This is a genomic window from Pantoea agglomerans NBRC 102470 (assembly GCF_001598475.1).
Taxonomy (GTDB): Bacteria; Pseudomonadota; Gammaproteobacteria; order Enterobacterales; family Enterobacteriaceae; genus Pantoea; species Pantoea agglomerans.
The window spans coordinates 178,702-203,578 of record NZ_BCZA01000005.1; the positions used below are offsets into that span (position 1 = coordinate 178,702).

Annotated in this window: 25 protein-coding genes and 1 tRNA gene; 5 read left to right on the forward strand and 21 right to left on the reverse strand. The window is 57.2% G+C overall.

All coding sequences use genetic code 11. The annotated features are described in order from the left end of the window. Window positions 1–81: 81 nt before the first annotated feature. On the forward strand, window positions 82–2,088 hold the full coding sequence (gene mnmC, locus PAG01S_RS11325) for a bifunctional tRNA (5-methylaminomethyl-2-thiouridine)(34)-methyltransferase MnmC2/FAD-dependent 5-carboxymethylaminomethyl-2-thiouridine(34) oxidoreductase MnmC1 (protein ID WP_062758715.1): 2,007 nt from the start codon (window positions 82–84) through the stop codon (window positions 2,086–2,088). Between the two features lie 33 nt (window positions 2,089–2,121). Here mnmC and PAG01S_RS11330 read toward each other — a convergent pair whose 3' ends face one another. The 6 genes from PAG01S_RS11330 to prmB are packed head-to-tail and all read right to left on the reverse strand — an operon-like array spanning window position 2,122 to window position 6,708. Beyond that, window positions 2,122–2,406, reverse strand: coding sequence for a YfcL family protein (locus PAG01S_RS11330; protein WP_010257960.1), 285 nt, complete (start codon window positions 2,404–2,406; stop codon window positions 2,122–2,124). A gap of 32 nt (window positions 2,407–2,438) precedes the next feature. Beyond that, a complete protein-coding gene (locus PAG01S_RS11335; RefSeq protein WP_003854284.1) occupies window positions 2,439–2,984 on the reverse strand; it encodes an elongation factor P hydroxylase in 546 nt (181 codons plus the stop codon). Between the two features lie 19 nt (window positions 2,985–3,003). Beyond that, entirely contained in the window at window positions 3,004–3,807 is an 804-nt protein-coding gene (locus PAG01S_RS11340; RefSeq protein WP_010257955.1) for a sulfite exporter TauE/SafE family protein, read from the reverse strand. 8 nt (window positions 3,808–3,815) lie between these two features. Next, window positions 3,816–4,640 (reverse strand): penicillin-insensitive murein endopeptidase, encoded by an 825-nt coding sequence (gene mepA / locus PAG01S_RS11345; protein WP_010257953.1) that lies wholly within the window; start codon window positions 4,638–4,640, stop codon window positions 3,816–3,818. 4 nt (window positions 4,641–4,644) lie between these two features. After that, window positions 4,645–5,730 (reverse strand): chorismate synthase, encoded by a 1,086-nt coding sequence (gene aroC / locus PAG01S_RS11350; RefSeq protein WP_010257950.1) that lies wholly within the window; start codon window positions 5,728–5,730, stop codon window positions 4,645–4,647. A gap of 45 nt (window positions 5,731–5,775) precedes the next feature. After that, window positions 5,776–6,708 carry a 50S ribosomal protein L3 N(5)-glutamine methyltransferase gene (prmB, locus tag PAG01S_RS11355; RefSeq protein WP_010257947.1) on the reverse strand — a complete coding sequence of 311 codons (933 nt, stop codon included), beginning with the start codon at window positions 6,706–6,708 and terminating at the stop codon, window positions 5,776–5,778. Between the two features lie 159 nt (window positions 6,709–6,867). Between prmB and smrB the strand changes: the two genes are divergently transcribed. Continuing rightward, window positions 6,868–7,416 carry an endonuclease SmrB gene (gene smrB / locus PAG01S_RS11360; protein ID WP_010257944.1) on the forward strand — a complete coding sequence of 183 codons (549 nt, stop codon included), beginning with the start codon at window positions 6,868–6,870 and terminating at the stop codon, window positions 7,414–7,416. Window positions 7,417–7,445: 29 nt separating this feature from the next. On the opposite strand, the gene sixA is transcribed toward smrB, so the two are convergent. From sixA to PAG01S_RS11380, 4 genes are all read right to left on the reverse strand, one after another. Further along, window positions 7,446–7,928: a phosphohistidine phosphatase SixA gene (gene sixA, locus PAG01S_RS11365; RefSeq protein WP_010257941.1), complete on the reverse strand. Its 483-nt coding sequence runs from the start codon at window positions 7,926–7,928 to the stop codon at window positions 7,446–7,448. A gap of 224 nt (window positions 7,929–8,152) precedes the next feature. Beyond that, complete coding sequence (fadJ, locus tag PAG01S_RS11370; RefSeq protein ID WP_062758716.1) at window positions 8,153–10,249, reverse strand: fatty acid oxidation complex subunit alpha FadJ; 2,097 nt, start codon at window positions 10,247–10,249, stop codon at window positions 8,153–8,155. Beyond that, a complete protein-coding gene (fadI, locus tag PAG01S_RS11375) occupies window positions 10,249–11,559 on the reverse strand; it encodes an acetyl-CoA C-acyltransferase FadI (RefSeq protein ID WP_033767497.1) in 1,311 nt (436 codons plus the stop codon). The genes fadJ and fadI overlap by 1 nt, the downstream gene beginning before the upstream one ends. A 158-nt stretch (window positions 11,560–11,717) precedes the next feature. Beyond that, complete coding sequence (locus tag PAG01S_RS11380; RefSeq protein ID WP_010671435.1) at window positions 11,718–12,014, reverse strand: YfcZ/YiiS family protein; 297 nt, start codon at window positions 12,012–12,014, stop codon at window positions 11,718–11,720. 358 nt (window positions 12,015–12,372) lie between these two features. Between PAG01S_RS11380 and fadL the strand changes: the two genes are divergently transcribed. Further along, on the forward strand, window positions 12,373–13,656 hold the full coding sequence (fadL, locus tag PAG01S_RS11385) for a long-chain fatty acid transporter FadL (protein ID WP_010671434.1): 1,284 nt from the start codon (window positions 12,373–12,375) through the stop codon (window positions 13,654–13,656). Between the two features lie 136 nt (window positions 13,657–13,792). Here the strand turns inward: fadL and mlaA are convergent, their stop codons facing one another. The 10 genes from mlaA to ccmA all read right to left on the reverse strand — a co-directional run bounded on the left by mlaA (window position 13,793) and on the right by ccmA (window position 21,674). Continuing rightward, the gene (gene mlaA / locus PAG01S_RS11390; RefSeq protein WP_010257927.1) at window positions 13,793–14,557 is read right to left on the reverse strand and encodes a phospholipid-binding lipoprotein MlaA; all 765 of its coding nucleotides are present in this window, start codon (window positions 14,555–14,557) and stop codon (window positions 13,793–13,795) included. 150 nt (window positions 14,558–14,707) lie between these two features. Beyond that, window positions 14,708–15,919, reverse strand: coding sequence for a c-type cytochrome biogenesis protein CcmI (ccmI, locus tag PAG01S_RS11395; protein ID WP_062758719.1), 1,212 nt, complete (start codon window positions 15,917–15,919; stop codon window positions 14,708–14,710). Continuing rightward, the gene (locus tag PAG01S_RS11400; RefSeq protein ID WP_081114152.1) at window positions 15,919–16,371 is read right to left on the reverse strand and encodes a cytochrome c-type biogenesis protein; all 453 of its coding nucleotides are present in this window, start codon (window positions 16,369–16,371) and stop codon (window positions 15,919–15,921) included. The genes ccmI and PAG01S_RS11400 overlap by 1 nt, the downstream gene beginning before the upstream one ends. After that, window positions 16,368–16,925, reverse strand: a complete 558-nt coding sequence (locus PAG01S_RS11405) for a DsbE family thiol:disulfide interchange protein (RefSeq protein WP_010257920.1) — start codon at window positions 16,923–16,925, stop codon at window positions 16,368–16,370. The genes PAG01S_RS11400 and PAG01S_RS11405 overlap by 4 nt, the downstream gene beginning before the upstream one ends. Further along, a complete protein-coding gene (locus tag PAG01S_RS11410; protein ID WP_062758725.1) occupies window positions 16,922–18,880 on the reverse strand; it encodes a heme lyase CcmF/NrfE family subunit in 1,959 nt (652 codons plus the stop codon). Before PAG01S_RS11410 ends, PAG01S_RS11405 begins: the two co-directional genes overlap by 4 nt. Beyond that, window positions 18,877–19,362: a cytochrome c maturation protein CcmE gene (gene ccmE, locus PAG01S_RS11415; protein WP_010671430.1), complete on the reverse strand. Its 486-nt coding sequence runs from the start codon at window positions 19,360–19,362 to the stop codon at window positions 18,877–18,879. The genes PAG01S_RS11410 and ccmE overlap by 4 nt, the downstream gene beginning before the upstream one ends. Then, window positions 19,359–19,592: a heme exporter protein CcmD gene (gene ccmD, locus PAG01S_RS11420; protein ID WP_060680658.1), complete on the reverse strand. Its 234-nt coding sequence runs from the start codon at window positions 19,590–19,592 to the stop codon at window positions 19,359–19,361. Before ccmD ends, ccmE begins: the two co-directional genes overlap by 4 nt. After that, window positions 19,589–20,329, reverse strand: coding sequence for a heme ABC transporter permease (locus PAG01S_RS11425; protein ID WP_062758728.1), 741 nt, complete (start codon window positions 20,327–20,329; stop codon window positions 19,589–19,591). Before PAG01S_RS11425 ends, ccmD begins: the two co-directional genes overlap by 4 nt. Before the next feature lie 68 nt (window positions 20,330–20,397). Next, window positions 20,398–21,057, reverse strand: coding sequence for a heme exporter protein CcmB (gene ccmB, locus PAG01S_RS11430; protein WP_010257910.1), 660 nt, complete (start codon window positions 21,055–21,057; stop codon window positions 20,398–20,400). Beyond that, window positions 21,057–21,674 (reverse strand): cytochrome c biogenesis heme-transporting ATPase CcmA, encoded by a 618-nt coding sequence (gene ccmA / locus PAG01S_RS11435; protein ID WP_033767505.1) that lies wholly within the window; start codon window positions 21,672–21,674, stop codon window positions 21,057–21,059. The genes ccmB and ccmA overlap by 1 nt, the downstream gene beginning before the upstream one ends. Before the next feature lie 242 nt (window positions 21,675–21,916). Between ccmA and PAG01S_RS11440 the strand changes: the two genes are divergently transcribed. Both PAG01S_RS11440 and PAG01S_RS11445 read left to right on the forward strand, forming a co-directional pair. Further along, window positions 21,917–22,852, forward strand: a complete 936-nt coding sequence (locus tag PAG01S_RS11440) for a formate/nitrite transporter family protein (RefSeq protein WP_010671426.1) — start codon at window positions 21,917–21,919, stop codon at window positions 22,850–22,852. A gap of 304 nt (window positions 22,853–23,156) precedes the next feature. Next, window positions 23,157–23,231, forward strand: a tRNA-Arg gene (locus PAG01S_RS11445). Between the two features lie 229 nt (window positions 23,232–23,460). Here the strand turns inward: PAG01S_RS11445 and PAG01S_RS11450 are convergent. Next, window positions 23,461–24,846: a VasL domain-containing protein gene (locus PAG01S_RS11450; RefSeq protein ID WP_062758731.1), complete on the reverse strand. Its 1,386-nt coding sequence runs from the start codon at window positions 24,844–24,846 to the stop codon at window positions 23,461–23,463. Between the last annotated feature and the right edge of the window lie 31 nt (window positions 24,847–24,877).

Here is a 24,877-nt window from a genome sequence, read left to right on the forward strand (position 1 = left end):
CAGCTATTTCCTTTTGTAAATTTGCGTCATGTCACGCGGGTCGCTAGAATCGCGCCACTGCCTGAAAAACGAGCCTTTACCGTGAAATTGACCCCGGTTGAACATGCAAAGCTAAACTGGAATGAACAGGGTACACCTGTTTCCCGAGCGTTTGGCGATGTCTATTTCTCTAATGACAACGGTCTGGAAGAGACACGCTATGTCTTCCTTGGCGGCAACGGTTTTCCCCAGCGTTTTACTGAGCATCCGCGCGATCTGCTGATCGTGGCGGAGAGCGGTTTTGGCACCGGTCTTAATTTCCTGACGCTGTGGCAGGCGTTCGATGCGTTTCAGCGCGAACAGCCCGACGCCACTTTAAAACGTCTGCATTTCATCAGCTTTGAGAAATTTCCGTTAACCCGTGAAGATTTAACTGCGGCGCAGCAGCACTGGCCCGAACTGGCCCCCTGGGCGGAGGCGCTGCAGGCGCAGTGGCCCGCTGCCCTGCCCGGCTGTCAGCGTCTGCTGTTTGATGGCGGCCGCATCACGCTCGACCTGTGGCTGGGCGATATTAACCTGCTGATGGGCCAGCTGGATGAGAGCCTGAATCGTCAGGTAGATGCCTGGTTCCTGGATGGGTTCGCGCCCTCAAAGAACCCGGATATGTGGACGCCGGAGCTGTTCGGCATGATGGCAAAACTGGCGCGGCCGCAGGGGACCTTCGCGACCTTTACCGCCGCAGGCATTGTCCGGCGCGGTCTGCAGCAGGCGGGCTTTGCGGTCATCCGCCGCAAAGGATTTGGTCCGAAGCGCGAAATGCTATGCGGGCCGTTGCAGGATGCGCCTCCGCTGCCCGCCGCACAGCCCTGGTATCATCGTCAGGCTGCGGAGCAGCGTGATGTAGCCCTGATTGGCGGCGGCGTCGCCAGTGCCACCCTGGCGCTGGCGCTGCTGCGTCGCGGCTGGCGGGTAACGCTTTATTGCGCCGATGAGGCGCCCGCGCTGGGCGCATCCGGCAACCGTCAGGGAGCGCTCTATCCGCTGCTCAATCAGCACGACCCGGCACTTGCCACTTTTTTCCCCTCGGCCTTCAGCTTTGCCCGGCGGCTCTATGATCAATTAACCGTCACCTATGAGCATCACTGGAGCGGTGTGCTGCAGCTGGGCTGGGATGAGAAAAGCCGTAAGAAGATCGATCAGATGCTGGCGATGGACCTGCCTGAAATCATCGCCTGTGGCGTCGATGTGGCAGAAGCTGAAAAACGGGCAAATGTTGAACATGGCTGTGGCGGCATTTTCTATCCGCAAGGCGGCTGGCTCTCACCGGCAGAGCTGACCACCGCGATGCTGGCGCATGGCGAAACCCAGGGATTGCGCATTCACTGGCTGCACCGGGTGAGCGCGCTTTCCCGTGAGGATGATCACTGGATGCTGACGTTCAGCGATCGTCCGGCTGTGCGTCATCCGACCGTCGTACTGGCAAACGGTCATGCGATTGCTGACTTTGCGCAAAGCGCCCCGCTGCCGACCTATCCGGTAGCCGGTCAGGTAAGCCATGTTCCCTCCACGCCGGGCCTCAACGCGCTGCAAACGGTGCTCTGTTACGACGGCTATCTGACGCCTGTCAGCCCGCAGTTTGGTACGCACTGTATTGGGGCCAGCTATCACCGTGGCGATACCGCAACCGCGTATCGGGAAGAGGATCAGCAGGAGAACCGCAGCCGCCTGCTGCATTGCCTGCCTGACAGCAGCTGGCCCGAAACGGTGGATGTCAGTGACGGAGAGGCAAGAATGGGGGTGCGCTGCGCCACCCGGGATCACCTGCCGATGGTGGGCGGCGTGCCGGATTATGCTGCTACGCTGGCGCAGTATACTGATTTACCGGCACAGCAGGCGGCAGGCAGCGATATCGCTGACGCACCCGATCTTGCGGGCTTGTATCTGTTTGGGGCGCTGGGATCGCGCGGCCTGTGCAGTGCGCCGCTGGCGGCCGAAGTGCTGGCAGCTCAGCTGGCGGGCGAGCCGCAGCCTCTGGATGCCAGTACCCTGGCAGCACTCAATCCGAATCGTTACTGGGTGAGGAAATTACTGAAGGGAAAAGCCGTTTAGCGGACGCTAAGGGCGGCACGCCGCCCTGCACCACTACGCGGAGAGCTGGCGTGCCTGAACAAACAGGTTATCCCACATCCCGACCACTAATGCCTGATCGCGCGGCGAAAGTTCTCCGGCAGCAATGGCATTTTGCAGACTGCGGGTTACCTGAATCTGCAGCGCTTCTGGCGTATGTTCGCCCAGTTGCTCCACTTCAGCGACGGCCAGTGTCAGATGCCCGCGCAGATAACCGCTGGCGAACAGCTCATCGTCACTGGCATGCTCGACCATGTCGTCAATCAGGGCCAGAATACGCGCTTCAAATTCTGCGATCATCTCAATTCCTCTTTTAATAATGCCTTTCTGCATCACAGATCGTCCGGCCAGGGAAACTGCGATGCTGTTAATGAAGGCCTGCCATAAAATTCCGCCAGGGCGGTAATAAAACGCGCGGGACGGTCGGGAATGCCCGACGTCAGATAGCTCATGACCTGAGCATGCACTTTACGCTGGAACGCAATGCGATCCGGCTCACAATCCCCGTCGAGATTGTCACAACTCACGTTGAAGGGAAAGCCTGCCGCCGTACAAAACATCCACTCCAGCGCCTGTGGCTTCACTTCCACCGCTTCAAACTGACTCTGGGTCAGCGCATCGCGGCCATCCGGACAGTACCAGTAGCCAAAATCGACCAGTTTGCGGCGCGCTTCACCGGCGATGCACCAGTGAGAGATCTCATGCAAGGCGCTGGCGTAGAAGCCGTGAGCAAAGACCACACGATTCCACGGCGATTCGGCATCAGCAGGAAGATAGATCGGTTCATCATCGCCTTTAATTAGACGGGTCTGAAATTCATCGCTGAAACAGCGATCAAACAGCGTGATCAGCTGTTCATAATGATGAGTCGGGTTCATGACGGTATCAGGTTTTAGGTTACGATTGCAGCGTGGCAAGCCAGGCCATAACGGCGCTGCCATGGCTGTCCCACAGTAATTTAATGCTCATGACGGCAGACACAATCACCACCATCGGGCGGATCAGCTTCTGTCCGCGGCTCAGCACCAGTCTTGCGCCCAGACGCGCGCCGCAGAAAGCGCCGAGCATCATGATCAGGCCGGTTCCCCACACTACTTTGCCGCCGAACATAAAGAACAGCAGGCTGCCGAGGTTCGAGGTGAAGTTGAGGACCTTGGCATGGGCGGTCGCTTTGGCAAGGTTGTAGCCGCAGAGCGTGACGAAAGCCAGCGCATAAAAAGATCCTGCGCCCGGTCCGAAAAATCCGTCATAGAATCCCACTGCCCCGCCGCCGACCAGTGCAAAGGCCAGACCATGCAGACGGCGCGCGCGATCCACTTCGCCGAGTCGCGGCATCAGCAGGAACCACAGACCGATAGCGATTAAAAACAGCGGCAACATCTGGCGCAGGAAATCCGCCTGCAGGCGCTGAATCAGTATCGCGCCCAGCACGGAACCCAGCAGCGTCATGGCAATGTTCAGCCACTGTTCATTCAGATTGACCGCACCACGCCGGATAAAGTAGAGACTGGCGGAAAACGATCCGCCGACCGATTGCAGTTTATTGGTCGCCAGCGCCTGGGCCGGAGAGAGGCCCGCCGCCAGCAACGAAGGTACCGTAAGTAATCCCCCGCCACCCGCGATTGAATCAATAAAACCGGCGAGCATGGCGATTAAAAACAGCAGCCCGACGAGCAGCGGGCTGACCACAAACCAATCCATGGAATCCCTTACAGTAGATGTTTATCCAGCAGGGCCTGACAGGCAGGCGGTAATGGCGGCGGCTCACGTTTCACCGGCGCGCCCGAGCCAGGCTGTTTTGGCAGGAACCAGCTCTGCAACTCTGCGCCACAGCCATCGCCAGCAGGCGGTGCAGGCTGATCTTCACAGCCGATACTGCCCGCCGGGCAGCGCAGGCGCACATGCATATGGGCACGGTGAGCAAACCACGGGCGCACTTTACGCAGCCAGTCACGATCGTTACCCGCATCGGCACAAAGCTGCTTTTTAATCGCCGGATTGACGAAGATCCGTGTCACATCATCATCTTTGGCGGCCAGTTTAATCAGGCTATCAATTTCTGGCTGCCAGTGACGCGCAATCACATTTTTGTCACCCGGCCCGACCAGATCGAGCGGCTGCGGCTTCAGCAGTTGCTGGGCGCTCCAGCGGGTTTTCGGCAGTTGCAGCCAGATATCGACATCCAGTCCGGTCTGATGGCTGGCGTGACCACTGCTGAAACGTCCGCCTGCTGCCATGCCCATGTCACCAATCAGCACGTTGCCCAGTTGCAGGTTATGCACCTGCGTACTGAGACGCTGAATAAACTGAATCAGATCGGGATGACCAAAGTAGCGCCGCTGATCCTGACGCATCACCTGATAGTGCGGTGAATTCAGCGGCAGCGCCTCGGCGCCAACAATACAGCCGTTGGCAAAGCCGCCGATTGACTGCGGTGCGCCGGTGATCGGCTGCTGGATGCGTTGCCACGGCGTCGCCGCCAGGCTGGAGGCGCTGATCAACAGCGCACTCAGGGTAAGCAGAAGAGCCTTCATGGCATCACCAGCGCGGTACGGAGCTGTTAACGTCACCGTTCTGCGCCCGCTGGCGCAGCAGATGATCCATCAGGACGATCGCCATCATCGCCTCGGCGATCGGCACTGCGCGGATCCCGACGCAGGGATCGTGGCGGCCTTTGGTGATCATCTCCACTTCTTCGCCGTCGCGGGTAATAGTTTTACCCGGCACGGTGATGCTGGAGGTTGGTTTCATCGCCAGATTGGCGCTGATGGTCTGGCCGCTGCTGATGCCGCCCAGAATCCCCCCGGCGTGGTTGCTCTGGAAACCATCGTGGCGGATCTCGTCGCGATGCTGACTGCCGCGCTGGTTAACCACCGCAAAGCCGTCGCCGATTTCAACGCCTTTAACGGCATTAATACTCATCAGCGCATGCGCCAGATCGGCATCCAGTCGGTCAAATACCGGCTCGCCCAGGCCTGGCGGCACGTGATCTGCCATGACCGTGACTTTAGCGCCAATGGAGTCGCCCTCTTTTTTCAGGCCGCGCATCAGTTCATCCAGCGCCTCCAGCTTGTCCGCATCCGGGCAGAAGAATGGATTCTCTTCCACGATGCTCCAGTCTTTCAGCTCACAGGCGATGTCACCAATCTGTGACAGATAGCCGCGCACCACGACACCGTGTTTCATCTGCAGGTATTTCTTGGCAATCGCACCGGCCGCCACGCGCATCGCGGTTTCGCGCGCCGACGAGCGTCCACCGCCACGGTAGTCGCGCTGACCATATTTCTGCTCGTAGGTGTAATCAGCATGGCCCGGCCGGAAGAGATCTTTGATAGCGCCGTAATCCTGCGAACGCTGATCGGTATTTTCAATCAGCAGGCCAATCGAAGTACCGGTGGTCACCCCCTCAAAGACGCCGGACAAAATTTTCACCTGATCCGGCTCGCGGCGCTGCGTGGTATAGCGCGATGTGCCAGGACGACGGCGATCGAGGTCATGCTGAATATCCGCTTCGGTCAGCGGGATGCCTGGCGGCACGCCGTCAACGATACAGCCCAGCGCAAGCCCATGGGACTCGCCAAAGGTCGTTACTCGAAAAAATTGCCCGATGCTGTTTCCGGCCATGCTATTTCCTTCTCAGGGTTCGGCGGGCGATGCTTCGCCCCACTTTTAGTCTTTGTAAAAAGAGAAATGGTGTTTTGCGTCGACAATCTGCTGGCGCGTCAGCGTAAAGACGCCGTCACCGCCGTTGTCGAATTCCAGCCAGGTAAAGGGCACATCGGGATACTGCTCGATCATGTGCACCATACTGTTACCCACTTCGCAGACCAGGACGCCCTGCTCGCTGAGATAATCCGGTGCACAGGCCAGAATGCGACGCACCAGCTTCAGGCCGTCGCTGCCTGCCGCCAGCCCCAGCTCTGGTTCGTGGCGATATTCGTTCGGCAGATCATCCATATCTTCCGCATCAACATACGGCGGATTGGTGACGATCAGATCATATTTCAGCGGTGGCAATTCGCGGAACAGGTCAGCGCGAATCGGCGTAACCTGATGAATCAGGCCATGTTCTTCAATGTTCTGCTCGGCAACCGCCAGCGCACCGGTAGAGATATCCACCGCGTCCACTTCCGCTTCCGGGAAGGCATAGGCGCAGGCAATCGCAATACAGCCGCTGCCGGTACACATATCCAGAATATGATGAGGTGGCGTGCTGACCAGACCGGCAAAGCGGTTCTCAATCAGTTCGCCAATCGGTGAACGCGGCACCAGCACGCGCTCATCAACAAAGAACTCGTGGCCGCAGAACCAGGCTTTATTGGTCAGATAGGCGACCGGAATGCGCTCGTTAACGCGACGAATGACGCGCTCGACGATCAGAAGACGTTCGCTGGCGGTCAGACGCGCATTGCGCATATCTTCAGGAATATCCAGCGGCAGCCAGAGTGACGGCAGGACCAGTTGAACGGCTTCGTCCCAGGGATTGTCTGTGCCATGTCCGTACCAGATTCCGGCAGCGGAAAAGCGGCTGACCGCCCAGCGCAGCATGTCCTGAATGGTGTGCAGTTCGTTCACTGCCTCATCGACGAAAATTTTGTCCACGTAGCCCTCCGCAGGCCTTTTGCTAAATCGGCCAGTAGTGTGCCATGAAGCCGGGGAGAATTCAGCGCAGCGAGGTGAAAAAGCTGACATTTAATGACGCTTAACGGTAAGGTATCGGCTCTGCTGTGTGACAGCCTTTTCTGATATGACTGACCTGCCATGAGTAAAAAAACACCACTAAGCCCGGATGACCAGGCGCTATTTCGCCAGTTGATGACGGGTACACGCCAGTTAAAACAGGACACGTTTGTCCACAAAGCGCCGGTTAAAACCCGCCACATCCCGGTAAAGCGTCTGCTTTCAGAGCAGGCGGACAACAGTCATTACTTTTCGGATGAGTTTCAGCCACTGCTCTCAACGGAAGGTGCCACCCGTTATGTGCGCGCCGATGTCAGCCATTTTGAGCTGAAAAAATTACGTCGTGGCGACTATACGCCAGAGATTTTCCTCGATCTGCACGGCTTAACGCAGCAGCAGGCCAAGCAGGAACTGGGGGCACTGATCGCCGCCTGCCGCCGTGAACATCTGTTCTGCGCCAGCGTCATGACCGGTCATGGAAAGCATATCCTGAAGCAGCAGACGCCGCTGTGGCTGGCCCAGCATCCGTGGGTGATGGCTTTTCATCAGGCACCCAAAATGTTCGGCGGTGACGCCGCGCTGCTGGTTTTGATTGAGATTGAGGAGTGGCAACCGCCTGAATTGCCCTGAGAGGGGCCGGAATGATCGGCCCACAGACGTCAGATTGCTTTAGCCAGCTTTTTGGGACTGACCTGCCACAGCAGTTTACCGGCACTCGCCGCGGGATCGAATTCCACGCAGGCAATAGCGGAAGTGGCAAACATTGGCGGTGCTTCCTGCGGGCACAGTTCAGAGACTAAATACCCCACCAACGGTAAATGTGAGATCACCAGAGCCGATTTCACGCCTTCATTCGCCAGGGCCTGCAGATAACACCCGACCATCTCCGGATCGCCGCCCGGCGTTAATTCCGGCAGAACGTCCTGGCTTTCCGGCAAGGGAAAGGCTTCACGCACGGTCGCGAGCGTTTGCTGCGCGCGTAAATAGGGACTCACCAGGACACGCTCAATGTCCGGCGTCTGGCTGTTAAGCCAGTTGGCCATCTGACGTGATTCATTGCAGCCACATAAGGTTAAAGGCCTGACTGAATCACTGGCTGCTTCCAGAGCCGCATCGCCGTGACGCATGATAAAAACTTGCATAAAGCACCGCTGTTGTTTGTCGACATCGCCCGACGCGTAGCGCCTGACTCTTCACTCTGCGAATGAACGCTGTGTTTTACCCTAATGGCTTTAGTATAGTCAACCGGTTGTTTATTAAATAAGCACTTCTCAGAATCATGCTGCGCCGCACACTCTGGCGGCGCTTTTCTAAGCCGCTGAATCGGATTGGTTATTCCATATTCAGCAGAAATGTAAAATTTCGTCTATTTTGCAGCCGCCTGAATCAGCGCCTCACAGGGTGTGAATCGTTCGCCATGCTGCTGCGCAAGCCGGGTTAATCTGTTGACCACTTCCGCCGCGCCCAGTTTGTCCATGTAGTGGAACGGGCCGCCTAAGAAAGGCGGAAAGCCGATGCCAAACACCGCACCGATATCCCCATCGCGGGCGCAGCGAACCACCTGCTCATCAAGACAGCGAGCCGCTTCGTTCAGCATCATCATCACGCAGCGTTCAGCAATCTGCGCTTCGCTCTGCCTGGCCTGCGGCGAGACTTTCAGCAACGTATACAGCGAAGCGTCCGGTTTTTTACGCTGCCAGCGCGGCTGGTCATAGCGATAAAAGCCTTTACTGTTTTTACGCCCCTTGCGGCCATCTTTCAGCACCGCATCAAAAGCGGCTGGCGCGGCAAAGCGTTCACCATAAGCCTGATACAGGATGGGACTGATTTTGCTGCCAACGTCGATACCGACCTCATCCAGCAGCTGAATCGGGCCGACCGGGAAACCAAACTTCACCAGCGCCCGATCAATATGGTCAATCGGTTCGCCCTCCAGCAGGCAGCGCATCGCTTCATTTATATAGGGCGTCAGGATGCGGTTAACATAGAAGCCAGGCTTGTCCGCCACCACAATCGGAGTTTTACCCTGGCTGCGCGCCAGCGCCACAATCGTCACCAGCGTCGCGGTAGAGGTATTCAGATGAGGAATCACCTCCACCAGCGGCATTTTCTCTACCGGACTGAAATAGTGCAGCCCGATGACGTTCTCAGGACGCTGGGCGCCGGCGGCGATCGCCTCAATCGGCAGCGAAGAGGTATTTGAGGCAAACAGCGTATGCGGCTGACAGTGTGCCTCCACTTCGCTGACCATCTGCTGCTTAAGGGCTAAATCTTCGAATACGGCTTCAATTACCACGTCGCGCTGTGAGAAGCCCTGATAATCGATGCCGCCCGTGATACGTGCCATCTGCTGCTGACGCTGTGCCGGAGTGAGCTGGCGGCGTTTAACCTTTTTGCTCAGCAGTTCCCAGCTGGTTTTCAGCGCATGGTTCACCCCTTCCAGGCTGATATCTTTAATGCGTACCGGCAACCCGGCGTTGATTGCAGTGACGCTGGCGATGCCGCCGCCCATCAGGCCGCCGCCGAGGATACCAACACGCTTAACGGTGCCGGGTTCCGCTTCACCGCCCCGCTCCTTTTTCATAGCCGTAGTCGCGAAAAAGATCCCGCGCAGCGCAACAGATTCTGGCGTCATCGCCAGCTCACCAAAAGCGCGTGCTTCAGCCTCATGTCCGGCCCGACTGCCCTGCTCCAGCCCGATGCGCACCACCTCAATAATGCGTTTTGCTGCCGGATAGTTACCCTGCGTTTTGGCTACGGTCTGTCGGGTCGCCAGCGCAAACAGCGCCTGACGGCCAACCGGACCATGTAGCAGACGATCGCTCAGTGGCAGCGTTCGTCCACTAACCTTGCCCTTTTTCACCCGGGCAATGGCGGTCTCCAGCAGAATCGCCTGCGGCACCGCGTCATCGACCACGCCCAGCTTACGGGCCTGTTTCGCCCGCAGGGCTTTGCCAGTCAGAATCAGTGGCAGCGCCTGCTGCACGCCGATTAAGCGTGGCAGCCGCTGAGTGCCGCCAGAGCCTGGCAGTAAGCCGAGTTGCACTTCCGGCAAACCGAGGCGGGTTTTATCATCCAGCGAGCAGATACGGGCATCACAGGCCAGCGCCAGTTCCAGTCCGCCTCCCAGGCAGGCGCCGTGGATTGCCGCGACCACCGGGAACGGCAGCGCGTCGAGCGCAGCCATCACTTCCTGGCCCTGTTTTGCCAGCGCTTCGGCTTCCTGCGCGCTCTTACAGCGGTCAATCATGCTGATGTCTGCGCCCGCGATGAAGTTGTCCGCTTTGCCGGAAATCAGCACCAGGCCAGCCAGTTGCGGATCGCGTCGCGCTTCCGCAATGATGGCGGTGATCTGCCCGGCAAATTCCGCTTTCAGGGTGTTCATCTTCTCACCAGGGACATCGATCGTAATGATGCCGACGTGATCCAGTCGCATCTTCAGATGAAACGCATTCTGCTCCATTATTCGGCCTCCAGAATCATTGCCGCACCCAGGCCGCCTGCCGCGCAGGCCGTGACCAGTCCTAACCCGCCACCGCGACGGCGTAATTCATTCAGCGTCTGGGTGATCATGCGCGCACCCGTGGCGGCAAAAGGATGACCATAGGCGATCGATCCGCCCAGCACGTTAAAGCGCTCTTCATTCACTTCGCCTAGCGCATGTGGCCGATTCAGCACCTCACGGGCAAAGCGCTCGTCGCGAAACATGTGCAGGTTGCTCAGCGTCTGGGCAGCAAAAGCTTCATGCATATCGATCAGCGTCAGATCGGCCAGGGTTATGCCGGCGCGATCCAGTGCCAGTGGTGAAGCGTAAGCCGGGCCCAGCAGCATATCCTGCTGCACACCAATGGCGGTAAAGGCGTAGCTGCGCAGATAGCCCAGCGGCCTGATGCCCAGTTCACGGGCGCGGCCCTCGCGCATCAGAATCACTGCCGCCGCGCCGTCGGTGAGAGGCGTGCTGTTGGCCGCGGTGACGCTGCCGTGCTGGCGATCAAATGCCGGACGCAGTCGGGCGTAATCCTCCGCTTTGGCGTTCATCCGCACGTTATTGTCCTGATCGATGGCGCTTTTCCACGGCGGCACAAAGGCTGCCATGACTTCCTGATTCAGTACCCCGGATTGCCAGGCCCTTGCGGCATGCTGATGGGATCGCAGCGCCAGCGCATCCTGTGCTTCGCGCGTGATGCCGTGACTCTTAGCCATCTGCTCCGCAGTGTCGCCCATGCGCAGGCCGGTCGAATACTCCGCCACTGCGGGCGGGACCGGCAGCAGATCACGCGGACGCAGACGCCGCAGGATGTGCAGTTTTTGACCGAAGCTGCGGGCTTTATTGAGATCCACCAGCGCGCGGGCCAGCGTTTTACTGACCCCAATCGGCAACACCGACGAAGAGTCTGCGCCACCGGCAATACCGGCAGAGATGGTGCCCGCCAGCAGACTTTCTGCCACATTCGCTACCGCCTGAAAGCTGGTGGCGCAGGCACGGCTGACGCTGTAGGCATCGGTATGCACACTCAACCCGCTGCTTAATACAATTTCACGCGCAATGTTCGGCGCTTCCGGCATCTGCACCACCTGCCCAAAGACCAGTTGCTCGATCACCTCAGCCGGCAGTTCACTGCGCGCCATTAATTCGCTGACCACCATACGTCCCAGCTCAATGGCGGGAATGCCATGGAAGCCGGTCGCCTGGCGTAAGAAAGGGGTGCGTAATCCGTGGGTTATTGCGATGCGTTCACCATCACGCGTCAGCAGCGGCTGCGCTTTGCTCATTGTTCTCACCTGTGGCTGGGACTGTGGCATCATTACCTGAAGAGGTCTGACCTGATCAGTGTTAACCACAAGCGGGTGAGCCGCCAATATCGGAAGGGAAAAAGTGCGAAGGGAAACACGAAAATGAAAAACGCCGCGGTGACGCGGCGTAATGGGACTTAACGCAAACCGAGCTGAAAAATCATGGTTTCAGCCTGGCAGCTGAAGGTGAAATCGATATCCAGCTGCACTCCCTGATCCACTTCGCTGAAGCGCGATTCAATCAGACAGGGTTCTGATTCAACCTCGCGGGCACGTTCGGTCAGTTGCGCTAATTTCGCTTCCGCATCGGCACGCTGAGCAAACCATTCTGACCAGCTGGCGGTGCAATCGGTGTTATCCATTACCGTGCCGACATCAACACAACAACAGGCTGCGGTTTCGGTCGCACTGCATTTTTTAATGGCATCAGTCATTTCATTCTCCAGACCAGCAATTGCATAGGTTGAGCGATTTTATGGACGAAATCTTACCTGCTCGCTGAAAGATGCGCCACGCACCTGTTGCTAAGTGACGAATATCACAATAAAAATTGATCCAGAACAAACTGGAATGGTTATGCTGTCCAGGATCAGGGGCTTTTTGTTATGCAGATCGAATTTTAAGCGATCAAACCTGAAATATTTTAAAAACAATATTGCAACATGCACACAGGTCGGACCTATACTCTCCGCACTGGTCTGATATGTGCGCTTTACATCAGTCCCTACAATCCGCCGTCCTTTGTTACGCGACGTTATAGCGTTAAATAATAATTCACATGAGGTTGTGGTCATGAACCATAAAAACCTGTTTGCAAAGTCAGCCGTGGCGGCTGCAGTGGCGCTTGTCTCTTCCCACGTTTACGCTGCTGGGTTTCAGTTAAATGAATTCTCTTCGATTGGTTTAGGTCGCGCATATTCAGGCGAAGGGGCAATGGGTGATACCGCGGCGTCTGCCAGCCGTAACCCGGCGACAATGGCGTTAATGGATCGCCCGGAATTTTCTATCGGGGCTGTCTATATTGCGCCGGATGTAAATATCAGTGGTCGCAGTCCCAGTGGCCGCAGCCTTGATGCGAATAATATTGCCCCTAATCAGTGGGTACCCAATATTCATTACGTCCAGCCCATCAACGATCAGTGGTGGATTGGCGCCTCTGCAACCTCAAACTACGGCTTAGCAACAGAGTTTAATAATGGCTACACCGCTGGCGGTTACGGCGGTAAAACTGACCTGATGACCGGCAATTTAAATCTCAGCACCGCTTATCGGTTTAATGAACATTTTAGTGCAGGCATCGGTTTTGATGCGGTTTACGCTAAAGCCAAAATTGAGCGTTATGCCGGTGAGTCAGGCGCGCGGCTGGGGGTTCCGGCTGATACGCAGGTTGCCCATCTGAAAGGCGATGAGTGGGGCTACGGCTGGAATGCTGGCATCCTGTATGAAGTGGATGAAAATAACCGCTTCGGCTTTACCTATCGTTCAGAAGTGAAAGTTGATTTTGATGGCGATTACAAAAGTAATCTCTCATCCCGGCTGAATGCGGTGAATAATCCAGAAGTGTCAGGCGTACCTTTTGGCACCAACGGCACCACCGTTCCTGGCGCGTTAACGCTGAATCTGCCAGAGATGTGGGAAGTGTCAGGCTGGCATAAAGTGGCCCCGCAGTGGGCGGTTCACTACAGCATGGCTTACACCAGCTGGAGCCAGTTCCAGGAGCTGAAAGCCACTGGCTCTAACGGCCAGACGCTGTTCTATAAAGATGAAAGCTTCCACGACGCCTACCGTATTGCACTGGGCACAACCTATTCCTACGACAAGAACTGGACGTTCCGTACCGGTATTGCATTTGATGACAGCCCGGTTCCGGCCGATAAGCGCTCTATCTCCATCCCGGACCAGGATCGTTTATGGCTGAGTGCCGGTACTTCTTACGCCTTTAACGATGATGCCTCGGTTGATTTAGGCATCTCTTATATGCACGGACAGAAAGTGACGGTGAAAGAAGGTCCTTATACCTTTACCTCTGAAGGCAAGGCCTGGCTCTACGGCGCGAACTTTAACTACAAGTTCTGATTAGATAGCACGATTAAAAAGGGCGACTCTGGTGAGTCGCCCTTTTTCGTGGCCGTGGATCGCTTAATGGATCAGGGAGCATACGCCCTGCGCAAAGAGGCAAAAACCGCCATCTCTGGCGGCGCATCGCGGGCGATTACTCGGCGTCAATATCCTTAAGGTCATCCTGAATCGCGGCTGCGTTAGGATTATCTTCCGGCTTGAGCTTGCCGCCGCGCGCCAGGAAGTCGTGACGCTGGAAGTAAGCATTACGGATAAAGGCGTACGGATCGCTCTGCTGTTTCAGGATTGCATCAGAGTCCAGCAGCTGCGCGCGGGTCTCAATCCCTTCAAGCGTCCATTTACCAATCGACATTGGCCAGGTCAGCCAGCCAAGGATCGGATAAAGCGTATCGACGTAGTCGCCGCCATCCTGACGCACCGTGAAGCTGCCGTAAGCAGGCAACTCAACGTAAGGCCCGTAGCCGACGCCATAGTGACCCAGCGTGGTACCGAAACGGTGCGGCTCTTCACGCGCCAGTTCCGGGTTCGCCTTACCGGCAACGTCAATGAAGCCGCCCAGTCCCAGCACGCTGTTCAGGAAGAAACGGGTGAAGTGAATACCCGCATCACGTCCGTTACCGATCAGGATGGCGTTGACCATGCTGGCAGGTTCTTCCAGGTTGCCGAGGAAATTGCTCAGGCCGGTACGTGCCGGCACTGGCACATAATCACGCCAGGCCACAGCGACCGGACGCAATACATACGGATCCAGCACGTTGTAGTTAAAGTTAAACATCGTGCGGTTAAAGCCTTCGAACGGATCGCTGCGCTGAGCAGGATCGCTATTCGCCGGCTTTGAACTGGCACAACCTACCAGAAGGACGCTGGCGACAGCCAGGCTGGTCAGGCGATAATTCATTCCAATCTCCCTGTGCGGATGAAAAAGGTCTACCCATCGTTCAGGTCACAGCCCGGTATCGTATCGACTTACCCGATGAGCATAGCTGACTTTGTGCCAGAGGCAGCAGGCAATGGCACGCATCATCCTGAACGCGGTCAGTTGATGCGTTCAGGGAAGCTGCTGATTAATCTCTACCGCGATCGGCTGATGCCCATCCCAGGGCGTCACTGCGCTCAGGCCCAGCCAGTCACCCGGCCGGGGATTGGCGCTGCCGTCGCGGGAGATACGCACCCGGACCTCGACCTGATGCTGCGCCGAAAGCAGGCGATCCGGCATCATGGCGTTGCTGTCATCCAGCGTCAGCGACAGCGGGAAGTGACTGAGCGGCATCCGCTTAACAGCCACCGGCACCGGTGAAGCACCGTCAGAAACCGAAATATACAACACTCCGTCCTGCGGTAACATTTTTTCTGCCTTAGGTGCCAGCGTCACGGTCAGTGCCAGTTGACGACTCTGTTGCCCGGCGGCACTTCTGGCCTTTTCGATGCTGCGGGCGATCATCGCGTGTCGCGAATCACCGGCCGGCAACAGACCCAGCAGAGTCTGCCATGCGTCGATAGCCTGACCATATTGCTGCTGTCCGTAAGCATTAAATGCCAGCAGGCTCAGCGTACGCAGGTTTTGCGGATCCGCTTTTAGCAATGCCTGCAGCAGCAGTGACGCCTGACGGTTATCCTGCGGGTCGGGGGATCGCGTCAGGACTTCGGCATAATCCTGTTTTAGCGCCAGATCGTTGGGAGCAAGCTGTAGCGCATGCTCAAATGCCTGGCTGGCCGTATCGGCATTATTCAGCACCATGCCGAGCCGTCCCAGCATCGTCCAGTCAGCCAGATTATCCGGTTCCGTTTGCAACGCGGTACGCAATCCGAGCTGTAAACGCGCCAGCTCCTCCATGCTCAGCGGTTTAGCGCCAGGGTCCATCAGTCGGGCACGCAGCTCAGGATACGCCTGCTGCACCTGCTTCCAGCCCGTGAGCTGTGCCAGGCCACCGGTTTTCAGGTAAGTCACCAGCGATACCCCAATCAGCACGATCAGGCCTGGCAGCAAAATCCAGCGACCGCTGCTGTGTGATTTCATAGTCTGTGCCGGTGGAATATCCGCCAGCAGTGTCTGCTGTAACTCCCGCTCCATCAGTGGACGCTCAGCGACGACGCCCTGATCTTCATCCTGTGCCAGCTCATCTATCCGCTGATGGTAGAAGCGCTGATTAAGGCGATCGCGATCGCCTGTGCTGGCCTGACGTTGCCGCCAGCCCGCCGCCAGGAACAGCGTACAGGCCGCCAGCAGTAACAGAAAAAGGGTAATCCAAAATGCACTCATTACGGCTTCCTGTCTGACTTCAGTAGCGCATTAAGACGCTGTTGCTCATCTTCATCCAGCTCACTGCGGGTTTTGCGCTGACGGCTGCGCAGGATAATCACCGCGCCGCCCATCAGCGCAAACAGCGCCGGACCAGCCCACAAAACCAAAGTTGAGGGCGTGACCGGTGGCGAATAGCTGACGAAGTTGCCATAGCGCGCCACCATGTAGTCGATGATCTGCTGGCGACTCTGGCCCTGCTTCATCAGCTGATAGACTTTCAGCCGCATATCGGCGGCAATCATGGCGTTTGAGTCGGCGATGCTGTTGTTCTGGCACTTCGGACAGCGCAGTGAAGCGGTCAGATCGCGGTATTGTTCTTCCTGGGCCACCGAGTCAAATTGCAGCGTGTCGATGCTTGCCCATAGGTTGATGCTGAACAGCAGGCCGCAGAGCAGTAACAGCGTTCTCATGATCCCGCCTCCGCGCTGTATTTAACCCACAAGGGTTTCACTTCCTGATCCCAGACGCGCGCATTGAGATCGCCCGCGTGGCGATAACGGATGATCCCCTTACCGTCGATCAGAAAAGTTTCCGGCGCGCCATAGACGCCGAGATCCAGTCCCAGCATGCCGTTGCCATCATAGAGGCTCAGCGCGTAGGGGTTGCCCAGCGTATTCAGCCAGTTAACCGCCTTGTGACGATCGTCTTTGTAGTTCAGTCCGACGACGCGAATGCCCTGCTCCGCCAGCGTATTCAGATACTGATGCTCGGCGCGACAGGTCGGACACCAGGTCGCCCAGACGTTCAGCAATATCGGTTTGCCATCCGTCAGCACGCGCTGGTCGTAGGTTTTGCCTGGCTGATCGAGTGCTTCCAGCCGGAACAGCGGCACCGGCTTGCCGATCAGAGCGGATTCGAGACGGGTCGGATCGTCGCCATCGGCATTACGTGTCAGCTGCCACAGCAGCGCCGCCGCCAGCAACAGAAACAGCATCAGGGGAATAAACAGGATTTTCTTGTTCATGTCCGCTCCTCAATTCCCGCTTTTTTGCGCGAACGATAACGGGGATCAAACAGGCAGAACAGCCCACCCAGCGCCATCAGCGCGCCACCGAACCAGATCCAGCGGACAAAGGGTTTGTAGTAGATGCGCACGGCCCAGCCGCCATCCTCCAGCTCTTCGCCCAGCGCCGCATAGAGATCGCGGCTGAAACCCCCATCAATCGCCGCTTCGGTCATCATGGTGCGGGCGGCCGTATAAAAGCGTTTCTCTGCCTGCAGCGTCGCTTCATGTTTGCCGTTGCGCGTGACATCGATGATGCCCATGCCACCGCTGTAGTTAGGCCCCTGCAGATTCTGCACGCCGCGGAAGACAAAGTGATAGTGATGAATATCGATGCTATCACCCGCCTTCATCCGCACATCGCGTTCCACGCTGTACTGGGTGCTGAATGCAATACCGATCACCGTCACCCCTACCCCAAGATGGCCCAGTACCATGCCCCAGTGACTGCGCGACAGGTGACGTAAACCGGCAAAGAACGGATGACGGTGAGTGGCGCGCTCATGCAGTTCCAGCAGCGTCAGCACGATAATCCAGAGTGACATCAGCAGGCCAACCACGGTCATCGCCTCAATGCGATCCTGCAGCCACCAGGGAATGATGACGGAACAGGCCAGGGTCGCGATCAGTGCCAGCGCCAGCCGCTTTGCCAGCTTCTGCGGCTCATCGCGACGCCAGCGCACCAGTGGCCCGATCCCCATCAGCAAAGCAAACGGCGCCATCAGCCAGCTGAACATCGTGTTGAAGAACGGCTCACCGACCGAAATGCTGCCCAGGCCCAGTTGCTTGTGCACCAGCGGCAACAACGTGCCGAGCAGAACCACCAGCATCGCGGCAATCAGCAGCACGTTATTACCCAGCAAAAACGATTCGCGCGACCAGGTTTCATTCTGCACCCGGCCACGTACCTGCCCGCCTTTAATCGCGTAGAGCAGGAGCGAACTGCCGATAACAATCACCAGAAACGCGAGGATAAACATCCCGCGTGCCGGATCGGAGGCGAAGGAATGCACCGACACCAGCACCCCGGATCGCACCAGGAACGTCCCCAGCAGGCTCAGCGAAAACGCGGTAATCGCCAGCAGCACGGTCCAGGCCTTAAAGGTGCCTCGCTTTTCCGTGACCGCCAGCGAGTGCATCAGGGCGGTGCCTGCCAGCCACGGCATAAACGACGCATTTTCAACCGGGTCCCAGAACCACCAGCCGCCCCAGCCCAGCTCGTAATAGGCCCAGGCCGAGCCAAGGACAATACCAATCGTCAGAAAGACCCAGGCCGCAGTGGTCCAGGGACGCGACCAGCGCGCCCAGGCCGTATCCAGCCGTCCGGCCATCAGCGAGGCGATAGCAAAAGCAAACGCCACCGAAAAGCCGACATAACCCATATAGAGCAGCGGCGGATGGAAGATCAGGCCGATATCCTGCAGCATCGGATTCAGGTCGTGCCCGTCTATCGGAAAGTCCGGCAGCGTGCGGCCAAATGGATTCGAGGTCAGCAGGATAAACAGCAGGAAGCCGAGATTGATCATGCCCATGACCGCCAGCACGCGTGCCAGCGCATCCTGCGGCATACCGCGACTGAATATCACCACCGCTAATGTCCAGGTGCTGAGCAGCAACACCCAAAGCAGCAGCGATCCTTCATGCGCGCCCCAGGTGGCAGCAATGCGATAGTAAACCGGCAGCAGGCTGTTGGAGTTTGTGACGACATAGGCAACGGTAAAATCGTTGCTGATAAAGGCCCAGACCAGCAGCGCGAAAGCCGCCGCGATGCAGATAAACAGACCGCAGGCCAGCGGACGCGCCATCGCCATCAGGCGGGCATCCTGGCGCACTGCGCCCCACAGCGGATAGCTGCTCAGCAGCAGGGAGAGTCCCAGTGCCAGGCAGAGCAGAAAAGTACCAATCTCGGGCATCATGATGATTTATTTCCCGCCTGATACAGCGACTGCGGGCCGGTGTGATTACTCTTCATCGCGTCTTCAATCTCCGGCGGCGTATATTTCTCATCATGTTTCGCCAGCACTTCTTTGGCGATTACCTGGTTGCCCGCCGCCAGCACGCCCTGTGCGACGACGCCCTGCCCTTCACGGAACAGATCCGGCAGGATGCCTTCAAAACTGACGCTGACCACGCCGCGGGCATCATAAAGTTTGAACGACACGGCAAGCGTATTCGGATCGCGCCGGACACTGCCGGGCATCACCATGCCGCCGACGCGCAGCCGCTGGCCCGCTTCGGGCTTCTCGTGCGCCTCGCCTTTGCCGTAGAGGATTTCACCTGGGGTATAGAACAGATCGATGTTTGAGCGCAGCGCATACATCACCAGCGCGGTGGCCAGGCCGAGGCCGAGCAGAATCGCCACTGCCGCATAGAGGCGGTTGCGTCGACGGGTATTCACAATATCTCTCCTGCCGCTTCAGCCGCGGCTTTTTTAGATTTCGCTGCCCGGATGCGGCGTTCCCGCGCGTCGTGCTGGCGGATCTCAGCCAGCAGGCGGCGGCGCAGCAACAGGGTATGCAGCGTCAGCCCGACAAGCGGAATCAGCGTGCAGGCAACCGCCAGCCAGACATAGAAGGCGTAGCCCCCCATCTCAAAGAAAGCGTGCCAGGAGGAAAAGGCGGGTGTCATGCCTGCTCTCCCCGCTTCGCCACATCAATCGCCCAGGGACGATGACGTTCGGTTAACAGAATCAGGTTGCGCAGCCGCATCAGGGTCAGCGTGATAAACACCAGAAGATAACCGATGATTGCCCAGCGCAGCGGCGTTCGCATCACTGGCGCAATCGCCTGCTGGAGAATGCCCGACGAGCCCTGATGCAGGGTATTCCACCACTGTACTGAAAAGTGAATGATCGGCAGATTAACTACGCTGACCAGAATGAGAACACCCGCGGCCCGCCCTGCGGTGCGGCGGTCATCAAAAGCATGCCAGAGCGCAATCACGCCCATATAGAGGAACAGCAGCACCAGCTCCGAAGTGAGGCGCGCATCCCAGATCCACCAGGTCCCCCACATCGGCTTACCCCATGCGGATCCGGTGACCAGCGCAATAAAGGTAAAGACCGCGCCCACCGGTGCCATGGCGGCGGAAACCAGATCGGCCATTTTCATCTGCCACACCAGACCGATAAAGGCGGCGATGGCCATCGAGGCATAAATGCCCATCGACCACATCGCGGCGGGCACATGAATGTACATGATGCGGAAACTGTCGCCCTGCTGATAGTCAGCGGGAGCAAATCCAAAGCCCCAGGCCCAGCCCAGCAGCAACGCCGCCAGTCCTGAGATGGCGAACCACGGCACCAGTCGCCCCGAAAACTGATAGAGCCGTTCGGGCCTGGCCAGCTGATGTAACGCTTTCCACATATCAAATGCTCACATTAACGATAAAAGAGTGTTGCCGCGTCTTTTACGCGCGGTTATTTCAACGGCTGTTATTGCAAAGTAATTCTTAGCGCTGCCGCCGTGGCAAACGGGGAGAGCGTGGCGCTGCCCAGCAGCATCGCGCCGAGAATCGCCAGATAGCCATTAATCGGCAACCCCTGACTGGCCGCCTCCATCGCCGCACTGGCGAAGATCAAGACCGGAATGGCCAGCGGCAGCACCAGCAGGCTAAGCAGTACGCCACCGCGCCGTAAACCCACCGTGAGACCTACACCAATCGCGCCGAGAAAACTCAGGGTTGGCGTGCCGAGCAGCAGTGTCAGGGCCATCGCCCGCCAGCCATTAAAATCCAGCGACAGCAGCAGCGCGGCCAGCGGCGACAGGATTATCAGCGGCACGCCTGTGACCAGCCAGTGCGCCACTACTTTGCCGATAACCGTTACCGGGAGCGGCGTCGGCAGCAGTACCAGTTGCTCCAGCGAACCATCGCTGAAGTCATCGCGAAACAGCCGCTCCAGCGCCAGCAGCGACGCCAGCAGCGCGGCAACCCAGGCTACGCCCGGTGCAATGCGCGCCAGCTGTTGCGGGTCAGGTCCGATGCCCAGCGGAAACAGGGTAATAACAATCAGGAAAAACCAGAGCGGATTGATCACATCAGCCCCGCTGCGAAAGGCGATGCGTAATTCACGCTGGATGAGGCGAAACAGCATCAGCCTTCCTCCCCGTCGCCGAGGCGAATTTTGCGCACCCGCGCAGCATCCGCGGGCAAATCCTGATGGGTTGTCAGGATCACTGCGCCACCGTTATCGGCATGCCGGGCGAATTTCGCCATTAATTTTTTAACACCCGCTTTGTCGATGGCGGTCAGCGGCTCGTCGAGAATCCATATGCGGGCCTGGCTGAGCCACAGACGCGCCAGCGCTACCCGACGCTGCTGGCCCGCCGATAACCGGCTAACCGGCACCTCTTCGTCGCCCGTGAGATCGACGCTTTCCAGCGCAGCAAAGATCTGCGCATCACTGCAATCAGGATGGTAGAAACGCAGATTTTCCAGCGGTGTAAGCACGCCTTTGACACCGGGATGATGGCCCAGATAGAGCATCGCCTGATGCCAGGCTTCGCGCTGCCGCAGGATTGGCCGCTGCTGCCAGCGTATTTCACCCTGTTCAGGACGGCTCAGGCCAGCCAGCAGGCGCAAGAGTGAGGTCTTACCGGCACCATTGGGACCTTCAATCTGCACAATGTCGCCTGCAGAGACGCGAAATGAGAGCTGCCGGAACAGCGCACGTTCGTCGTATGCACAAGTGAGCGTAATGATTTCCAACATCGAGGGGGGAATCGCACCAGCTAAAAGTGGCCGGGATATTACCACAATGTTGCTGTGGGCCGAAGTGTGAGCCACCGCTCAGTTTCGATGCCATGGGTTTATTCGTGCGGTATCGCCCGCAGTATGAATAAAAATGCAGTTCCGAAAAACGTTGTTACGCTTATTCGCATCAATCGTTACATTATCAGCAAATAAAAAACGGCTACGCTTATTACGCGACAGCACTATCACCAGGAGAAAATATGAAGCCTTCATCAGGTAATGAACAGGGTCCTAACGACGTCGAGAGTGAAGAGAAGGATAAGGGCACTGACATCGAAGTCGATGAGGAGGCTTTACCCTCCCGCGCCGCCGCCATCCATGAAGAGATCCGCCAGGATGGGGAGAAGGAGCTGGAGCGCGATGGTATGGCGCTGCTCTGGTCAGCCATTGCGGCGGGCTTATCCATGGGCGCCTCGCTGATGGCGAAGGGGATATTTCAGGTGCATCTGGATGGCGTACCAGGGGCGTTTCTGCTTGAAAACCTGGGTTATACCTTTGGTTTTGTTATCGTCATCATGGCGCGTCAGCAGCTGTTTACCGAAAATACCGTCACGGCAGTCCTGCCGGTGATGCACAAACCGACCTGGAGTAATGGCGCTCTGCTATTACGTTTATGGGGCATCGTCTTGCTGGGTAACCTGATCGGGACGGCGCTGGGTGCGCTGGCGTTTAATGAGATGCCGATATTTGACGAAGCTACCCGTCAGGCGTTTACCAACATCAGTATGAAGGTAATGGAAAATACGCCCGGCGAGATGTTTGCCAATGCAGTGATCTCCGGCTGGATTATCGCCACCATGGTCTGGATGTTCCCCTCGGCGGGGGGTGCCAAACTGCTGGTGATTGTAATGATGACCTGGCTGGTTGCGCTGGGCGATCTGGCGCATATCGTGGTGGGATCGGTGGAAGTGCTCTATCTGGTCTTTAATGGCAGCATCAGCTGGTATGAATTCTTCTGGCCGTTTGCCCTGCCGACGCTGCTCGGCAACATTACCGGCGGCACGCTGATTTTTGCCCTGATCAGCCACGCGCAGATCCGCAACGACATGAGTGAAGCGGCCGTGGCTAAAGCGAAGGCTGAGAAGAAGAAGCAGGAGAAACGTCGCCAGCGTGAAGAGCAGGAAAAGGCTGAGTAAATCCAGGGCAGACAGAGCAGATTGAACCGCTCTGTCTGCTTTTCAGGTCTGTTTGCTGAAGGCGATTTGCCAGGCGGGCGTCCGAAAAACGTTTACTGGAAGTGTCTGCTGCAAAGAGGGAGTGAAGATTTTAGAGTCGGGGTGCCGCTTCAGTCTGGATGACATCCCGGACTTCAGTACAGCTGTTTCCGCTTTCTGCACGTAACGTTAGCGCGCGCAGAAAACCGGGATTGCTGGCGGAATGAGCAAACGGACGGCGATGTAGTGAATCTCACTGCCTGTTTGCGCTATACTGCGCGCCGCTGTCCTCTTAGTTAAATGGATATAACGAGCCCCTCCTAAGGGCTAGTTGCAGGTTCGATTCCTGCAGGGGACACCAGGCCTGCCCTGTACTTAAACCCGCCCAGTCAATTAAAACTCTTAATAATCAATAACAAGCCATTACTGACGGCTATCCCCCTTTGCCCTTTTTCTTCTCAGAATCAATAATCATTCGCCGGCCCTGGCTATGTTCTTTGGACAAATCAATGAACACCAGTAAATGAGTTGTGATTATGACCTGCCAGGTTTGGGTTATTAGCTGGATACCTGTGCTTTAAATATCTTTTTTATTTTAATGCATCCTGTTTTATTTCTGCATAACGGGCTATCAGTTGCTTCAGATGCATCTCCAGCTGAGCTCTGGCAGCCGAAGGCAAAGGTTCGTCTGCCGGATTTTGTGACAATACCCTTAGCTGCTCTTCAGCCGGTATGGATTGATTAAAGGATTGCATAGCGGAAAAAACGACTGATTTCAGCTCACTGACCGTCAGGTATTTTCCTTTCTGCCCATCCAGTGCGTTCAGCCTGTCACTCAGTTTTTGTAGTGTCGCCATTCCCTGAGACCAGCCATTCAGCTGTTCTGTTGGCAATGCGGCAGCATTAAGCTGTTGCTGCCACTGCTGGATTAGTGGCTTAGCCTGCTCCGGCCAAAGTATCCGGACCTGTTCCAGCAACTGTCGACTGTATTCAATATTCCAGTCAGGAGGCAATTTACCCAGCCGGGCAAGCTGCTGCTGTGTTTGTGTTATTAAAACCTGTGGTAACGGAGCTTGCTGACGCGACATATCCAGCTGTTCAGACGTAAGAGGTGCAGGCAATGGAGCCAGTGAGGCTGCAAGCTGAGTCTGCAACGGGACTGGCCGATTAAGAAACTGCCAGCTCCATAGTGTGGCTGTGCTTACCACCAGCATGGTACACATCCCGGCAGCGAAGAATTTCCATTTTTTTAGCTGATCGGGCATTGCCGCCAATGCTTCTGCATTCGCCTGGTGTTCCGGCAGCGCCGCATAAACCCACTTCACTACGCTTGCTGACGTATCTTCAGGCGGACTACCAGCAAGGTCCTTCGTGGATGCTGCGGCACTATTCATCGCGGTGGCAGGCAACCTGATACCTGGCTGAATGTCCGGCCTGGTGCTGGTTATGCCATCGCTGTTTTCCAGCCTGGCAGCACTGTTGTGCATCAAGGTACGTAACGTATCGAGTTGGCTCAGATGCTTAAGCTCCAGGCCCTGCAGCACCTCACCCAGAGCGGTAAGCTGTTGCTCCGCCCGATACAGCTGGCTGAGGTCGCTGTGATTTAGCGGGAGCGAGCGAATCAGTTGCTGTAAACGCTGACTCAGACTGCTGAGGATTTTCATGCGGGCATGGACAGGCTGCGGCCAGAGTGCGCCCCACTGATGGCTTATCAGTGCCTCGAGTATCGCCAGCCCTTCATTGAGCCCCAATAAACCAGCCAGTTGCGTACGGGCAAGCGTATACCAGGACAGCGTCTGTAGCTCCACACCATTTTGTTCAAACAGTGAGAGACAGCGTTTTTCGGCATAACGCCAGTTCACATCCGGGCGAGCCGGATGTGTCAGCTTACTCAGTTCATCACGCAGGGCGGCATAATCCGGTAGCGTGCGCGGGTCACCACCGGTTTTGATTTTATGTGGGGGGATGTGATTCATGACCAGTTGTCCATTTTGACGCGTACGGAAA

Excerpts from the sequence above, each read along its gene's own strand:
- ccmI (WP_062758719.1), bottom strand. The coding sequence starts at position 15,919 with ATGAGTGCATTTTGGATTACCCTTTTTCTGTTACTGCTGGCGGCCTGT.
- PAG01S_RS11410 (WP_062758725.1), bottom strand. The coding sequence starts at position 18,880 with ATGATGCCCGAGATTGGTACTTTTCTGCTCTGCCTGGCACTGGGACTC.
- PAG01S_RS11450 (WP_062758731.1), bottom strand. The coding sequence starts at position 24,846 with ATGAATCACATCCCCCCACATAAAATCAAAACCGGTGGTGACCCGCGC.
- mlaA (WP_010257927.1), bottom strand. The coding sequence starts at position 14,557 with ATGAATTATCGCCTGACCAGCCTGGCTGTCGCCAGCGTCCTTCTGGTA.
- mepA (WP_010257953.1), bottom strand. The coding sequence starts at position 4,640 with ATGAAGGCTCTTCTGCTTACCCTGAGTGCGCTGTTGATCAGCGCCTCC.
- PAG01S_RS11330 (WP_010257960.1), bottom strand. The coding sequence starts at position 2,406 with ATGATCGCAGAATTTGAAGCGCGTATTCTGGCCCTGATTGACGACATG.
- fadL (WP_010671434.1), top strand. The coding sequence starts at position 12,373 with ATGAACCATAAAAACCTGTTTGCAAAGTCAGCCGTGGCGGCTGCAGTG.
- aroC (WP_010257950.1), bottom strand. The coding sequence starts at position 5,730 with ATGGCCGGAAACAGCATCGGGCAATTTTTTCGAGTAACGACCTTTGGC.
- PAG01S_RS11405 (WP_010257920.1), bottom strand. The coding sequence starts at position 16,925 with ATGAACAAGAAAATCCTGTTTATTCCCCTGATGCTGTTTCTGTTGCTG.
- PAG01S_RS11425 (WP_062758728.1), bottom strand. The coding sequence starts at position 20,329 with ATGTGGAAAGCGTTACATCAGCTGGCCAGGCCCGAACGGCTCTATCAG.
- smrB (WP_010257944.1), top strand. The coding sequence starts at position 6,868 with ATGAGTAAAAAAACACCACTAAGCCCGGATGACCAGGCGCTATTTCGC.
- PAG01S_RS11400 (WP_081114152.1), bottom strand. The coding sequence starts at position 16,371 with ATGAGAACGCTGTTACTGCTCTGCGGCCTGCTGTTCAGCATCAACCTA.
- PAG01S_RS11380 (WP_010671435.1), bottom strand. The coding sequence starts at position 12,014 with ATGACTGATGCCATTAAAAAATGCAGTGCGACCGAAACCGCAGCCTGT.
- ccmD (WP_060680658.1), bottom strand. The coding sequence starts at position 19,592 with ATGACACCCGCCTTTTCCTCCTGGCACGCTTTCTTTGAGATGGGGGGC.
- PAG01S_RS11335 (WP_003854284.1), bottom strand. The coding sequence starts at position 2,984 with ATGAACCCGACTCATCATTATGAACAGCTGATCACGCTGTTTGATCGC.
- fadJ (WP_062758716.1), bottom strand. The coding sequence starts at position 10,249 with ATGGAGCAGAATGCGTTTCATCTGAAGATGCGACTGGATCACGTCGGC.
- PAG01S_RS11440 (WP_010671426.1), top strand. The coding sequence starts at position 21,917 with ATGAAGCCTTCATCAGGTAATGAACAGGGTCCTAACGACGTCGAGAGT.
- PAG01S_RS11340 (WP_010257955.1), bottom strand. The coding sequence starts at position 3,807 with ATGGATTGGTTTGTGGTCAGCCCGCTGCTCGTCGGGCTGCTGTTTTTA.
- fadI (WP_033767497.1), bottom strand. The coding sequence starts at position 11,559 with ATGAGCAAAGCGCAGCCGCTGCTGACGCGTGATGGTGAACGCATCGCA.
- ccmB (WP_010257910.1), bottom strand. The coding sequence starts at position 21,057 with ATGCTGTTTCGCCTCATCCAGCGTGAATTACGCATCGCCTTTCGCAGC.
- ccmA (WP_033767505.1), bottom strand. The coding sequence starts at position 21,674 with ATGTTGGAAATCATTACGCTCACTTGTGCATACGACGAACGTGCGCTG.
- sixA (WP_010257941.1), bottom strand. The coding sequence starts at position 7,928 with ATGCAAGTTTTTATCATGCGTCACGGCGATGCGGCTCTGGAAGCAGCC.